This window comes from Haliscomenobacter sp., from assembly GCF_041740695.1.
Lineage (GTDB): Bacteria > Bacteroidota > Bacteroidia > Chitinophagales > Saprospiraceae > Haliscomenobacter.
Genome location: NZ_JBGSLK010000053.1, coordinates 64,783 through 79,192, shown reverse-complemented (window position 1 = coordinate 79,192; position 14,410 = coordinate 64,783). Strand labels below are relative to the sequence as shown.

11 protein-coding genes are annotated in these 14,410 nt (G+C 46.0%); 3 read left to right on the top strand and 8 right to left on the bottom strand.

All coding sequences use genetic code 11. The annotated features are described in order from the left end of the window. Positions 1-17 precede the first annotated feature (17 nt). Complete coding sequence (locus tag ACEW9O_RS11745; protein WP_373550353.1) at positions 18-2,993, bottom strand: SusC/RagA family TonB-linked outer membrane protein; 2,976 nt, start codon at positions 2,991-2,993, stop codon at positions 18-20. Between the two features lie 184 nt (positions 2,994-3,177). Between ACEW9O_RS11745 and ACEW9O_RS11740 the strand changes: the two genes are divergently transcribed. After that, positions 3,178-4,041, top strand: coding sequence for an AraC family transcriptional regulator (locus ACEW9O_RS11740; protein WP_373550352.1), 864 nt, complete (start codon positions 3,178-3,180; stop codon positions 4,039-4,041). A gap of 9 nt (positions 4,042-4,050) precedes the next feature. Here ACEW9O_RS11740 and ACEW9O_RS11735 read toward each other — a convergent pair whose 3' ends face one another. Both ACEW9O_RS11735 and ACEW9O_RS11730 read right to left on the bottom strand, forming a co-directional pair. Continuing rightward, positions 4,051-4,248, bottom strand: coding sequence for a hypothetical protein (locus ACEW9O_RS11735; RefSeq protein ID WP_373550351.1), 198 nt, complete (start codon positions 4,246-4,248; stop codon positions 4,051-4,053). Positions 4,249-4,501: 253 nt separating this feature from the next. Next, the gene (locus tag ACEW9O_RS11730; RefSeq protein WP_373550350.1) at positions 4,502-5,341 is read right to left on the bottom strand and encodes a menaquinone biosynthesis family protein; all 840 of its coding nucleotides are present in this window, start codon (positions 5,339-5,341) and stop codon (positions 4,502-4,504) included. Positions 5,342-5,352: 11 nt separating this feature from the next. On the opposite strand from ACEW9O_RS11730, the gene ACEW9O_RS11725 reads away from it, so the two are divergent. Beyond that, positions 5,353-6,045, top strand: a complete 693-nt coding sequence (locus tag ACEW9O_RS11725; RefSeq protein ID WP_373550349.1) for an RluA family pseudouridine synthase — start codon at positions 5,353-5,355, stop codon at positions 6,043-6,045. A gap of 112 nt (positions 6,046-6,157) precedes the next feature. On the opposite strand, the gene ACEW9O_RS11720 is transcribed toward ACEW9O_RS11725, so the two are convergent. The 5 genes from ACEW9O_RS11720 to trxB all read right to left on the bottom strand — a co-directional run bounded on the left by ACEW9O_RS11720 (position 6,158) and on the right by trxB (position 12,171). Next, a complete protein-coding gene (locus ACEW9O_RS11720) occupies positions 6,158-7,126 on the bottom strand; it encodes a GTP-binding protein (protein WP_373550348.1) in 969 nt (322 codons plus the stop codon). 143 nt (positions 7,127-7,269) lie between these two features. Continuing rightward, positions 7,270-8,667 carry a dihydrolipoyl dehydrogenase gene (lpdA, locus tag ACEW9O_RS11715; protein ID WP_373550347.1) on the bottom strand — a complete coding sequence of 466 codons (1,398 nt, stop codon included), beginning with the start codon at positions 8,665-8,667 and terminating at the stop codon, positions 7,270-7,272. 736 nt (positions 8,668-9,403) lie between these two features. Then, positions 9,404-9,904 (bottom strand): hypothetical protein, encoded by a 501-nt coding sequence (locus tag ACEW9O_RS11710; RefSeq protein ID WP_373550346.1) that lies wholly within the window; start codon positions 9,902-9,904, stop codon positions 9,404-9,406. A 95-nt stretch (positions 9,905-9,999) separates the two neighbouring features. Then, positions 10,000-11,079: a class II fructose-bisphosphate aldolase gene (fbaA, locus tag ACEW9O_RS11705; RefSeq protein WP_373550345.1), complete on the bottom strand. Its 1,080-nt coding sequence runs from the start codon at positions 11,077-11,079 to the stop codon at positions 10,000-10,002. Positions 11,080-11,226: 147 nt separating this feature from the next. Then, complete coding sequence (gene trxB, locus ACEW9O_RS11700; protein ID WP_373550344.1) at positions 11,227-12,171, bottom strand: thioredoxin-disulfide reductase; 945 nt, start codon at positions 12,169-12,171, stop codon at positions 11,227-11,229. 304 nt (positions 12,172-12,475) lie between these two features. Between trxB and ACEW9O_RS11695 the strand changes: the two genes are divergently transcribed. Next, positions 12,476-13,990, top strand: a complete 1,515-nt coding sequence (locus ACEW9O_RS11695) for a S8 family serine peptidase (protein WP_373550343.1) — start codon at positions 12,476-12,478, stop codon at positions 13,988-13,990. Positions 13,991-14,410 lie beyond the last annotated feature (420 nt).

The window sequence follows — 14,410 nt, the reverse complement described above, 5'->3', positions numbered from 1 at the left end:
AATGAGTGATTTAAAAATTAAAACTTCGCGTTGATACCAAAAGTAATCTGGCGCACGGAAGGGGTTTGATTCTGGTTAACAGTTCCTTCGGTTTCGTTGTCGATCCCTTTGTATTTCGAACGGTATTCTGACCAAATGAATGGCTGTTGAATACTAGTAAAGATACGCAAACCCGCAATCTTTTTGGTGGGTACATTGTAACCAAAGTTGATGTTGCGCAATTTCAAAAAAGTACCACTATAATAAGTCAAAGTAGATTGATAGACGGGAGCCTCCTGGTTTTGGTTGGGACGTGGGAACTCATTGGTTGGGTTGTTTGGCGTCCAATAATCAATATTCAGGTTGTTGTAACGACCAGCCAAAGAGTTGTAAGTAGAATGGAAACCACTCTGGAACATGCTGCCTACCCGTGCAAAGAAGAAGAAAGACAAGTCAAACCCTTTGAATTCAAACCGGTTGGAAATCCCGGCACTCCAATCTGGCACTTGTGAACCCAGAATGGTCCGGTCAGCAGCATCGTTTTTGCCATCACCGTTCACATCTTCCACCTTGATTTCACCGGGTTTACGCTGGAATTTGGTCGCTTGATCCAATTCGCTGGTTTGCCAAATGCCGATTTTTTTGAAATCAAAATAAGCAGTCAAGGGTTGGCCAATGAAACGGGCGTTGCCGATGTCATCCACTTTGCCGTTGAACAATTCCAGGATGGCTTCTTTGTTGTGGGTGAATTGTAGGTCAGTGCTCCAACGGAAGTCTCCTTTGTCGACGTTAACCGTAGACAGGGTAACTTCCAAACCTTTGTTGCGGGTACTGCCTACGTTGCGCAATACACTAGAGAACCCACTGGTCAATGGCAATTGGTCGTTCAACAACAAGTCGCGGGTATCGGCTTGGTATACTTCAACCGAACCGTAGACCCGGCCAGCCCAAAGCGAGAAGTCCAAACCAATGTTGGCGGTAGAGGTGGATTCCCATTTCAGGTCAGGGTTACCCAATACGTTTGGGCGGTAACCATAAGCTCCGGCAGTTCCGAACAAATAAGTAGTCCGGCTCAATGATGTTTGGGTTTGGTAGGGGTTGATGGCGGTGTTACCGATCGAACCATAGCTGACTCTCAGTTTCAATTGCTCCAACCACTTGGAGCCTTTCAGGAAACCTTCTTCGCTGATGTTCCAGCCAATGGCTGCTGAAGGGAAGAAACCGTATTTGGTGTTGGCACCAAAACGAGAAGAACCATCGTAACGGCCAGTCAAGGTCAATAAATACTTTCCCTTAAAGTCATAGTTAATCCGACCCATGTAAGAGTTAAGTGCCCACTGGGTAATCCCAGTCCCTGGGTTGTTGATAACGGAAGCCTGACCCAATGCATAAAACAATTGAGTTTCAACTGGAATCCCATCTACACTGATGTTGGCCGTTTCAAAATCATCCTTCTGCAAGGATTGCATAGCGGTGATGTTCAGGTTGTTTTGACCAAAACTTTTGCTATAGTTCAGGATGTTCTCCAGCGTATAGTTGAAGGAATAGCTGTAGCTGGTATTGGCTACGGCCTGGCCACCCCGGCGAGCGTTGGTTTGGCTACCAATAAAACGCCCTCTGCGGCTATCCGTAAAGTCTGGTCCAAAATTGACGCGGTATTTCAACCCTTCCAAAATTTCCCATTCGCCATACAAACTGGTGAACATACGGATGCGTTTGGTTAAATCAATTTGTGCACCAGGGATAACTTCGGCAATCGGGTTGGTCCGCAAGCCATCCGAAGTAGGCAAAAAGATCAGGTTGCCATCATCATCGTAAGGTTTGCCCAGTGGGTTTTCCTGTAAGGCACCTCCATAAGGATTGAAACCCTCGCCGTTGCGCTCACTGTACACCAGTAGGGTAGAAGTACCTACTTTCACGTTTCTGCTGATTTGGTGATCCAGGTTCAGGCGGAAAGTATAACGGGTGAAATCCTGATTGTAGATGATCCCCTTGTCGTTGAAATAGTTGGCAGAAATATTGAATTGTGTTTTTTTGTCTCCACCCGATACCCCCAATTGGTGGCTTTGGATGGTTCCTTGGCGCAGCAAGAAGTCTTGGTAGTCAGTGGTACGGTTTTTAGCGATACCATCCAATTCAATGGGTTCAAATAGTATGGCGTCGGCAGCAGCAGTAGCTGGCCCGGCTGGGTAAGTATTGATGGCCCGGCGAGATTCACGCTTGTATTCGGCAAATTGTGGGCCATCCATTACATCAATACGTCCCAATGCATCAGAGATACCATAATAAGTGTCGAAACTTACGACCGATTTTCCCGATTTTCCTCTTCGGGTAGTAATTATTACTACCCCATTGGCACCACGTGAACCATAAATAGCTGTAGCCGAAGCGTCTTTTAATACTTCCATGGATTGAATGTCTTGCGGGTTGATGTCATCGATACCTCCAGCAAGTGGAATACCATCTACTACGTACAATGGATCGTTGGAAGCCTGGATCGAGCGGCGACCACGAATCCGTACCGTTGGACCTGTTCCCGGACGGCTACCCGCTTGTACAACGTCTACCCCTGCAGCCCGACCTTGCAATGCCTGACGAGCATTCGTAATCGGCAATTCAGTAATCTGCTTGGCAGAGATCGAAGAAATGGCTCCGGTCAATTGACTTTTGCGCTGGGTACCATAACCCACCACTACAGTTTCAGCCAATTGGTTGATGTTTTCGTCCAGTGTAATGTCAACCACTGTTCTGGTTCCTACCGTTTCTTCTTTGGTATTGTAACCAGTGTAACTGATGACCAATACTGATTCATTGCTCACTGCTAAAGTAAAAGCTCCGTCGGCGTCAGTAACAGTTCCTGTAGTAGTTCCCTTTACCGCGATCGAAGCGCCAATCAGGCCTTCTCCAGCAGTGTCGGTAATTTTGCCCGAGATTTGTCGGGTTTGGGCAAATGCGAATTGACAGCTCAGTAGAAGTGTCAAAACTAGCATCATTCCGTGTAATGGACTTTTCATGCTGCGAAATGTTGTTTGGTTAAAATTTTATTCTAAAAATTTAATGAGTGCGGTACAAATGTCGGAATTTGCAAGTAGATGGAATACTGATATTTTGTTGATTTCTGATACTTTTATGCTCATATTGGGGAATATTCTGGAAAAAATCCATTATTTTTAAGGTAAAATGTGCGACATTTAAACCATGAAGCCGCAATTATTAAAAATTACACCACCTCCCAACTCGTCCTTCAATTTTTTTGCACAGGATGCAGCTTTTTTTGCTACGCCCTGGCATTACCACCCTGAATACGAGATCGTTTTGGTGTTGGAAAGCACTGGAAAAAAATTTGTAGGCAGCAACATCTCCCACTTCAAACCCGGAGACCTGTGTATGATTGGGTCTTATTTGCCCCATTATTACCGCAATGATGAGCAGTTTTATGCCAAAGACGCGAACATACGCGCGAAGTCTTTGGTGATTCATTTTTTGGAAGACTTTATGGGCGGGAATTTTTTTGATTTGCCGGAATGCCAGGCCATCAAAAATTTGCTAGAGCGTTCCAAGTTAGGTTTGAATTTTGGCCACCAAACAGTAAAAAAAGTGGCAGCCAAAATTGAAGGATTGCAATACCTTACGGGAATCAACCGCCTGTTGGAATTGATTGCAGTTTTGGCAATTTTGAGTGAAAGTGAAGACATGCAAGAGCTCACCACCAATTCCATGTCCCTGCAAAATGAAGTAGATTCAGCCAGGATCAATGGAGTATTGTCCTACATCGTTCAGAATTATCAACAGGAAATCCAGTTAGCTGAGGTAGCGAAGTTGGCCAATATGAGCGAATCGGCTTTCAGTCGGTACTTTAAAAAAAGAACCCGTCGCACTTTTTCACAATTCATCGCCGAAATCCGGATAGAACACGCCTGTAAACTGCTTGTTCAAGACAAAATGAGCATCTCGGCCATTGCACTGGAAAGTGGTTTCAACAACTTATCCAACTTTAACCGACAATTCAAATTGCTCAAAAAAACAACTCCGCTTGCTTATCGCAGCACCTTTAACCGATAAAACCCGGGCTCATTCAGTACTCGGACTATCCTCTGGCTTTTCTATGTTGTTGTCGGCTTTTTTTCCTTTTTTTTCCTTCTTAGGGGCATTGGAATTTTTGTTGTCCACTGGTTTGTTTTCCAACGAGTTGAACAATCCATCCCAAACCAAATTTTGCAAACGTTTCTTGTCACTCATCTCTTCTCCTGGTTTTTTGTCCTTTTTCATAGACACAATGAACAATTAGGTTGAAGAACACCAAAGGGTGCCGACAACGCAACATAAACGACATGGATTAGCGCATCAAGGTTCACATTGACTAATCACAGTGTTTCTAAGGTAAATTGTACGAGGGGAATTAAGAGATGTATTACAGCGGAAGGAATCAATTTGCTGCAAGATACCAGAGAAAGCCAAAAAATGAAAACAGGTTTACAGATTCTTTGGATTTTTATAGGGCCACTATGTTGTTTTTTGAAAATTAAGCAGTAAAAGATAGAAAAATTGCTTGTTTTTGAATTGGAATGAGTTTTTTCTCCTCCGCAACCTTCAACAAATGACTTACAGCTGCACGACCATGCCCACCTAAATCGGCAGAATACTGATTCACGTACAGGTCGATGTGCTGACGACGGACGGCGGGATCCATTTCCTGAGCATGTTGGGCAATGAAGGCTTCAGAGGCAGCCGGATTAGCCCACGCGTATTCGACACTGCGCCGGATAATTCGATTCACTTTTTGTAAAATGGACTCGGGTAAATTACGCTTGATGACAATTCCACCCAAAGGAATGGGCATACCCGTACTTTGTTCCCAATACTCGCCCAAATCAATCAATTTCACCAGGCCTTTATCGGCATAGGTGAAACGATTTTCATGGATGATCAGGCCAGCATCTACAGTACCGTTTAATACGGCTGACTCAATTTCGGAAAAAAGCATTTCCACTTTTTGCGTGGCATTGGGAAAGGCTAGGCTGAGCAGAAAATTAGCCGTTGTCAATTTGCCAGGGATGGCAATTTTGAGATCAGAGATGTTTTCAGAAGGAATCTGCGACTTGGCAATCAAGAGTGGCCCACAGTTGTTTCCTAGGGCGCTTCCAGCATCCAACAAGATGTACTTTTCGGTTAAATGGGCATAGGCGTGGTAACTAAGTTTGGTAATGTCCAAATCTGCGACCCCTGCCCGGCGGTTCAATTCTTCTACATCGCCCAAAAAAACCTCGAATTCCAGCCCCTCGGTATCGATTCGACCATGAATCATGGCATCAAAAATAAAAGTGTCGTTGGGACAGGGGGAAAAGCCAAGCGTTAATTTCATAACTTTGCGGTATGAACTTACAAGTAATCTACGAAGATAATCATCTCATCGCGGTAAACAAGCCCGCGGGCATTCTGGTTCAAGGTGACGATACCGAAGATACCCCCTTGGTGGACTATGTAAAAGACTACATCAAATTCCGGTACCAAAAACCTGGTGATGTATTTCTTGGCGTAGTACACCGTTTGGATCGCCCCGTAAGTGGTGCCGTTATTTTTGCCCGGACCAGCAAGGCGCTGATCCGCATGAATGAGCTGTTTAAAGAGCGGAAAGTCGAAAAACGCTATTGGGCCATTACTGAAAATCGCCCTTTCCCGGAATACGGTCACCTGACCCATTACATCCTTAAAGATCAGGAGCGCAATGTTTCCAGGGCGCTGGATCAACTGAGTAATCGCTCTAAAGATGCGAAAAAATCCGACCTGGATTATGAACTCATCGGCAACCTAGAGGCGAGATACCTTTTGTTGGTCAAACCCATCACAGGGCGGCCGCACCAAATCAGGGTACAATTGTCCAAAATTGGTTGCCCCATCGTGGGTGATGTGAAATATGGCTACAGCCAGGCCAATCAAGATGGCTGTATTTACTTGCATTGCCGTTCGATGTCGTTTATGCATCCCGTCAAGCAGGAATTGATCACCGTCACTGCCGATGCTCCAAATGAGCGGATGTGGAACCAGATGAGCGCGTTGGGGGAATAAGGAGAAGTTGAAATGTTGAAATGAAGTTTAAAGTTAGATAGTATAAAAGACCAATGGTCAATTGAACTAATCAGCTTTTTAACTTCATTTCAACATTTCAACCCTAAACTTTTCAACCCTTCTGCAGGCAACTCCGCAATGCCTTCTCCAAAGCCTCCCGTTTCAGTCCCTTACCAATGATCACGATCCTGGACAAACGGGGTTCATCATCGGGCCAATCTCCTGCACGGGTAAAGGCCGATTGAGTCCGTACAGATTGAAAAACCATTTTGGAAACTTCTTTGCCTACATTCAAAATTCCTTTGATGCGGTAGATGTTTTTGCCTTGAATCATCAGCAAGACCTTACTCCAATGGATAAAGGCAAGCAGATCAAAAGCTTGTTCGAAGGTAAAACTGTGCGCAGTGACATCAGCATGGTGGTGATGATGCTCATGGGAATGACTATCCTGAACCACAACTTTGATGCGTTGTTCCAATTGACGAGCTTCGTATGCATGCAAAGCTAAAAGCTCCGCCTCAGTACGGCCATAATTGGCCAGGCTGATGGTGGCCAGCGGGTTCATTTCACGAAGATTGGATTGGAGCGCCTCCAGGTAATGGGCCTGTACATCGGCGGCTTTGTTGATGACAATATGATCCGCGAAGGTGATTTGTTTGACGGCTTCTTCCCGTTCAGCCAAGGTCTCCTGTACGCTGACCGCATCCACCAGGCAAATGGTGCCATCCAATTGAAAAGCAGATTGGATACCTGGATCACTGACAAAAGCAGCGGCTACGGCGTCGGGTTCGGCCATGCCAGTGGTTTCGATGATCAAATGGTCAAATGTTTTGCCGGAATCGAGGAGCTTTTCCAGGGTTTCGACCAACTCGCCATTGAGGGAACAGCAAATACAGCCATTGGCCAATTCAAAAATAGCATCGCTTGCGCCAATCACCAAATCACCATCGATGGGCACTGCCCCAAATTCGTTTTCAATGATGGCAAATTTTTTATCGGGATGATTGGCAATGAGTTGGTTGAGCAGGCTGGTTTTGCCAGCGCCAAGAAAACCGGTGAGGATGGTTACGGGGATGGGCATATGGGATTGTTGGGGGCAACGTTGGGGCAACCCTTTGTGGTTGCCCTTTGTGGTTGCCCTTTTATGGGAACGGGCAGCCGCAAGGGCAGCCCCTACGGTTGCCTGGATAACGGGGCGACCACAAAGGGTCGCCCCTACAGTTGTTATATATGAATGACCTCTCCGTATGCCGCCGCCGCCGCTTCCATTACTGCTTCGCTCATGGTGGGGTGCGGGTGAACGGATTTGATGATTTCATGGCCGGTGGTTTCCAATTTACGGGCAGTAACCACTTCAGCGATCAATTCGGTTACGTTTTGACCGATCATGTGCGCACCCAGGAACTCGCCGTATTTGGCGTCAAAAATGACTTTTACAAAGCCAGTTTTGTCCCCTGCAGCACTGGCTTTACCTGAAGCGCTAAAGGGGAATTTGCCCACTTTGATCTCGTAGCCTTTATCTTTGGCTTGTTGTTCCGTAAGGCCAACCGAGGCGACTTCCGGTACACAATAGGTACAAGATGGAATGTTGTTGTAATCGAGTGGTTCTGGATGGTGACCAGTGATGTTTTCTACACAGATGATGCCTTCAGCACTGGCTACGTGGGCTAATGCTGGAGTGGGAATGACATCACCGATGGCATAAATGCCTGCTACGTTCGTGTGGTAAAATTCATCCACCAGGATCATGCCGCGATCCGTTTTGATGCCCAAGGCTTCCAGGCCAATATTTTCGGTATTGGCCGCTACTCCGGCTGCAGAGAGCACAATGTCACACTTGATTTCTTCGACGTTGCCAGTTTTGCGGTCTTTTACTTTGACCAGACAGCCTTTCCCGGAAGTGTCTACACTTTCCACGGCAGCGTTGCCCATCACCCTGATGCCTTTTTTGCTGTATACTTTGCCCAATTCTTTGGAAATATCGGCATCCTCACGGGGCAACAAGCCCTGCTCCATATATTCAACAATGGTGACTTCGGTACCAATTGCGGCGTACACATAGGCAAATTCCACCCCGATCGCACCAGCTCCGATCACAACCATACTTTTTGGCTGTTTTTCGAGAATCATTGCTTTACGGTAGTCGATAACTTTTTCGCCATCGATGGGTACGTTGGGCAAACCCTTGGCACGGCCACCAGTTGCTATGATGATGCTTGTTGCCGTGTATTGGGTTTTGGCACCTTGAGCATCGGTTACTTCTACTTGTTTGTCGGCGGTCAAAACACCATTCCCGGTGATGACGGTAATTTTATTTTTTTTCATCAGAAAACTGATCCCTTTGCTCATGCCATCCGCTACGCCACGGCTGCGTTTGACGATGCTTTCCCAATCAGCTTTGGCACTGCCAACTTTGATGCCATAATCTTCAGCATGCTGAATGTATTCAAAAACCTGGGCACTTTTGATGAGTGCTTTGGTGGGAATGCAACCCCAGTTGAGGCATATCCCGCCCAATGATTCACGTTCGACCACGGCCACTTTCAAACCCAATTGAGACGCACGAATGGCGGCAACATAACCACCAGGACCGGTGCCAATAACGATAAGATCAAAATTCATGATGACAGGTTGAATTAATGTAAAGTAGAGTTTGTTGTGCAGATAGGGTCACTTTGAACCCTTTCGCCCCGCGAAGATAGATACTTAGGGGCGATAAAAAAATAAGTGCTTCATTTTGTCAAAGGATTAGATAAGTAAACGGTTCATTTTAAGTTTCTTATCTAATCCTTTGACTCAGGAAAAATGAACACTTATTTTTGCCCCACTAATTAGTCCATATACAAAACAAAAACTCCGCTGACCTGGTTGGGTAGCGGAGCGAATTTACTAACTTACTGATACTTAATATGGTGGCATAACAGCGTCATCCTGGATAGGAGACGGTTACGGGAGCCTCAAATGAAATAGTGATTATTCCGTAGGATGATCAGGAAAATTCCCAACGATAGGCCAGTTGCACAACGAAATTGAAGATCGTTGACTCAGGTAGGACACTATTGGGTTGCTAGGTGTGGTTGAATACTGCATTTCCCGACGATTCGCTTAATCAAATTTGTAGATAAGCCTGCGATTAAAAACTTCCTCAAAATTAGGGAAAGCCAGAGCCGAAGTCAAGTTTTTCAAGTGCAAATTTGTCAGTTCCGGTTTTGCTAAAGTCTATCATTTTTTTGCTTAAAAATTTGATAGATAGTTGATTATGAATATTTTTTATCTCTAAAAATATAAAAGTAATATTGATTTTAGCTACAACTAACTGATTGTGAGTGCTTTGGTTTTTTCGACGAACGAAAAATGCCTAAGTTGAATAATTGGAAAGGACAATGATCAGGTAAACCCTGTCATTGCTGGTGATGCGGTCGATTTTGGTGTAAAAGCCACCTTCCAAAACTTTGGTTTCGGCGAGGCGAATGTCATCTTTTTGCGCCCTGATCATCATGACCCAATTGCTCAATGGCATGAGTTGTGGATCCAAAACTGCCAAAGCTGCCAAATTCAAAATGGCCTGATCGGTCCAAAAGGCAGCATCGTCCTGGCTGGGTTTCTCTTTCAGCTCAAAACGAAATTCCTGGCGAATTTTTTCACAACCACTTTGCAGAATCGTCAGCGTTTTACCATTGGCAAACTTGACAAATTCTTCACTTTCAATCCCACTTACTTTAAATTGGTGTTCCGCTACGCCCCGCATGCCTTCCCGCAACATGGCTTGTGGTTTGGTTTGACAATCCGTTTCTTTATTCCCGGTATTTTGGCAGGCGCTAAGCGCTAAGAAGAGGAAGAGGGTGGTGAGTCGAAGCATAAGATGAAGTGAAGAGTGAAGAGTGAAGAGTAAAATGGTACACAGGAAAACCAATGTCCTTCCTGCTTTTCATTTTTCACTCTTCACTTTTCACTTTAAACGTTGCGGTTGATACAATTCAAATCCTCAAATGCAACTTTCAGGCGTGAGATGAGGCTTTTTTCCCCTTCCCGTAGCCATACGCGTGGATCGTAGAATTTTTTATTTGGCTTGTCGTCACCTTCGGGATTGCCGATTTGGCCCTGGAGGTAACCTTCATTTTTCACGTAATAATCCTTCACGCCAGCCCAGTATGCCCATTGAATATCGGTGTCGATGTTCATTTTGATGGCACCGTACTCGATCGCCTCGCGGATTTCTGCACGAGAAGAACCGGAACCGCCGTGGAATACAAAGTTAACGGGAGTATCACCACTCAGGTTGTGTTTGGCTTTGATGAAATCCTGAGAGTTTTTCAGGATTTTGGGGGTCAGCTGTACGTTGCCGGGTTTGTATACGCCGTGTACGTTACCGAAGGCAGCTGCAATGGTGAAGTTGGGGCTGACTGCTTTCAGGTGCTGATAGGCGTAATCTACTTCTTCTGGTTGAGTGTAAAGTTTGGAGTTGTCCACGTCCGAGTTATCCACACCGTCTTCTTCGCCTCCAGTTACCCCCAATTCAATTTCCAGGGTCATGCCCATTTTAGCCATCCGCTTGAAGTATTCCACGCAGATTTCGATGTTCTCATGCAGCGGTTCCTCCGACAAGTCGAGCATGTGTGAGCTGTACAATGGCTGACCGGTAGCGGCAAAATGTTTTTCGCTGGCATCGAGCAAGCCGTCAATCCAGGGCAAAATATTTTTTGCACAGTGGTCAGTGTGCAAAATCACCGGTATGCCGTATGCCTCTGCCACCTGATGAACGTGCATCGCACCGGAAATACCGCCAATAATGGAAGCCTTTTGGCCGGAGTTGCTTACGCCTTTTCCTGCAAAAAAAGAAGCGCCACCATTGGAAAACTGAATGATCACTGGTGAGTTGACATCACGAGCAGTTTCCAAAACGGCATTGACAGAGTTGGTGCCAATTACATTGACGGCTGGCAATGCAAAGTTGTTTTCATTGGCATAATTCAGCAACTCGGTTACTTCTTCTCCAAAGAGTACCCCAGCGCGAAAACGGGTAGCTGTTGACATGGTTAAAGTGTTTGTGTTTTGTGGTTGAGTTGAGGAAGGTTGAGGGAAGTTGAGGGAGGTTGAGGCTACCGCAGCGATTTTGACAAAGCTTGTGTCTAAGTCACGGCGGTAGCCTCAACCTCCCTCAACCTTCTCAACTTCTCAACTTTAAATAACTCCTTTGGCGGCCAAATAACGCTCTGCGTCCAATGCAGCCATACACCCGGTTCCAGCCGCAGTTACAGCTTGGCGGTATACGTTGTCTTGGGCATCGCCACTGGCGAAAACTCCTTCTATATTGGTTAGGGTACGACCTGGTACCGTTTTGAGGTAACCAGTTTCATCCATGTCCAACCAACCTTTAAAAATATCGGTATTCGGTTGGTGGCCGATGGCTACAAAAAATCCTTTGACCGGAATCACGGATGTTTCACCCGTTTTGTTGTTGAGGAGTTTTACGCCCTCAACCTCGTTTTCACCGAGGACTTCCAACGTTTCGGAGTTCCAATGTATAACGATATTCTCAGCATTTAAAACTCTTTCCTGCATAATTTTCGAGGCGCGCAGCTGATCACGGCGTACGATCAGGTGTACTTTAGGGCAGAGTTTGGCCAGATAGGTGGCTTCCTCGGCAGCAGTATCGCCGCCACCTACAACCGCCACTTCTTGTCCGCGGAAAAAGAAACCATCACACACGGCGCAGGCAGATACCCCTTTGCTCCAGAATTTTTTCTCCGACTCCAGGCCCAGCCATTTGGCAGTGGCACCGGTGGCAATGATGACCGCATCAGCGTGAATTTCCTGCTCAGCTTCCGTCCAGATTTTGTGTACTGGACCACTCAAGTCCACCTTGGTGATCATTTCGTAACGAATCTGAGTCCCAAAACGCTCTGCTTGTTTGCGGAAATCTTCCATCATTTCGGGCCCCATGATGCCAGTGGGATATCCAGGATAGTTTTCGACATCGTTGGTGATCATCAACTGACCACCGGGGTCTTTACCGGTGAATAGTACGGGGTTCATGTTGGCTCTGGCCGCATAGACGGCGGCGGTGTACCCGGCTGGTCCGGAACCGATGATGACGCAGTGCAGATGTTCTGCTGTGTTTGCCATTGTTCACTGTTTTTATGTCCTTAGAGCATATCTAAAAACTTTAGACATGCTCTTTGCGGAATTGTGCGCAAATTTAATCAAGCTATGCATATGTAGTGCAAGGTAGCGTGCAATACTACTGATGATTTCATGCACTAGGCTGTAATATTTATCACAGACTTGCCAGAAACAAACATATTCGGTTCAGGATCGGTTGAAAAGAAAGGTTTTATCCCTGGAGAATGTCCGTTGGGCGATTATTCCCAAATAGAGTGGCATGGTAAGGTGGAAAAGCTTAAATTTCACCCAAATTTAAATCCTGACTATGATCGCGTTATATGGTCTGAGTTTTGCCGTAGCCTTCGTGGCATTGGCACTTTGGTTCGCTTTAAAGCGCGAATTGGCTGAAAAATATTTTAGCCGTTTGATGTTTTTGGCGCTGGTATTGTACTCTATTAGTATGGTGACGGCAGCTGCGCCGATGGTGTACAAGTTTCAGACGGTTTTTCGGGATATGCTCTTTTTGGGGGTATTCGGGGCGATCTTCAGCCGCATGGCTGGTTGGAGCAAAGGTTTTTGGGTAGGGGTCCTTTTGGCAGGCGTTGCCTTATTTTGGTTCTACCGTCAATTTGTAAGTACCACTTTCCCTTACCACAACCAGATTCCACTGGACGCTCAAGGTGAAATTTTGTTGGAGTTAAAAGAAGGGCATCAGGTGGCGGAATTGGATAAAATCTCCAAAAAATACGGACTGAACCTGCGGCGGGCCTTTTTCCCCAAAGACGCTAGCTCTACGGAACTCGATAATTATTACCTGGTTGATATTCCAGATGCAAAGGCTAAAAATGTCGTGCGCATTGAGCAACGACTGAGCCGTTCCAGCGCGGTGCTATGGACTGAAGAAAACGAACTCATCCAGATAGAGCCGCTGCGCAAAGCCGAAAACCCCACGAAATTGCCTTCCAAATTCGGGATCAACGACCCTGGTGTCGCCAACCTCTGGGGCTTCGAGCGCATGCAAATGGATCAGTTGTACGATTATCTGGATCAAAATAAGGTGCAACCCGTGCGCAAGGCCCTAATTGCCATACTGGATACCGGAGTAGATGGCAACCACGAAGACCTCAAAGCCAATTTTAAATCCATTGACGCCGCATCCAATCGTGACCTCAAAGGGCATGGTACCCACTGCGCAGGCATCGCCGGAGCAGTATCCAACAATGGGGTAGGGGTGGCCTCTTATTCCCGCGACAACCGCTTTACCACCATCACCAGTGTAAAAGTATTGGGCGATCAAGGTTTCGGCACCCAACAAACCATCATTGATGGCATCATCAAAGCAGCGGATGCCAATGCGGATGTGATCTCGCTGTCGCTCGGCGGCCCGAGTAACCAAAGTCGGCAAAAAGCCTACGACAAAGCGGTCAAGTACGCCAATAATAAAGGTGCAATCGTCGTGGTTGCTGCCGGAAACTCCAATCGCAATGCTGCCCAATTCAGCCCTGTCAATTCCAAAGGTGTCATTGGTGTCTCTGCGGTGGATAACGACCTCAACCGCGCGGAATTCTCCAATTTTGTTCAAGACATTCCATTTGGGGTTGCTGCTCCCGGGGTAGGCATTTATTCCACCATCCCCAACAACCGCTATGAGACGTACAACGGCACTTCCATGGCTACACCATATGTAGCAGGTTTGCTGGGTTTGATGAAAAGTATTGACCCTAAGTTGACCACCGAGCAAGCCCATAAAATTCTGGCAGAAACCGGGATCAATACCCGCAACTCCAACTTGACGGGCAAATTCATCCAACCACTGGCGGTAGTGAAACGATTAAAGTGATTTTGTAATCAAATAAGTTACATTGAGAGTGTTTAATAGCACTCTCAATGTACAAAATCCACGATTAAAGGGACATATGAATATATGTTCAAGTATTTTGACATCAAAAAAATGATAAAATTTCCTTAAAATAATTGCACGAGAAAAAAAATGCCCCTATACTTGCACTGTGAAATCACGCTAGTGCAAGCAAAGACACGATAGTCAAACAAATTGCGATGCGACTGGCCCAAAACACAAAAATATGCTCGCAATATCCAAGCCACTGTCCACACTGAATAATCCAACGATGGGTTGTTGTTGTGCGTGCTGTTGCAGCCGACTGGCAGGGGTATAGCTTGATGTGTACATATATTGTCCTTTAGCATAAAAAGCCCTGCCGGATTGTACCCGACAGGGCTTTTTTTAATCCAAACCACT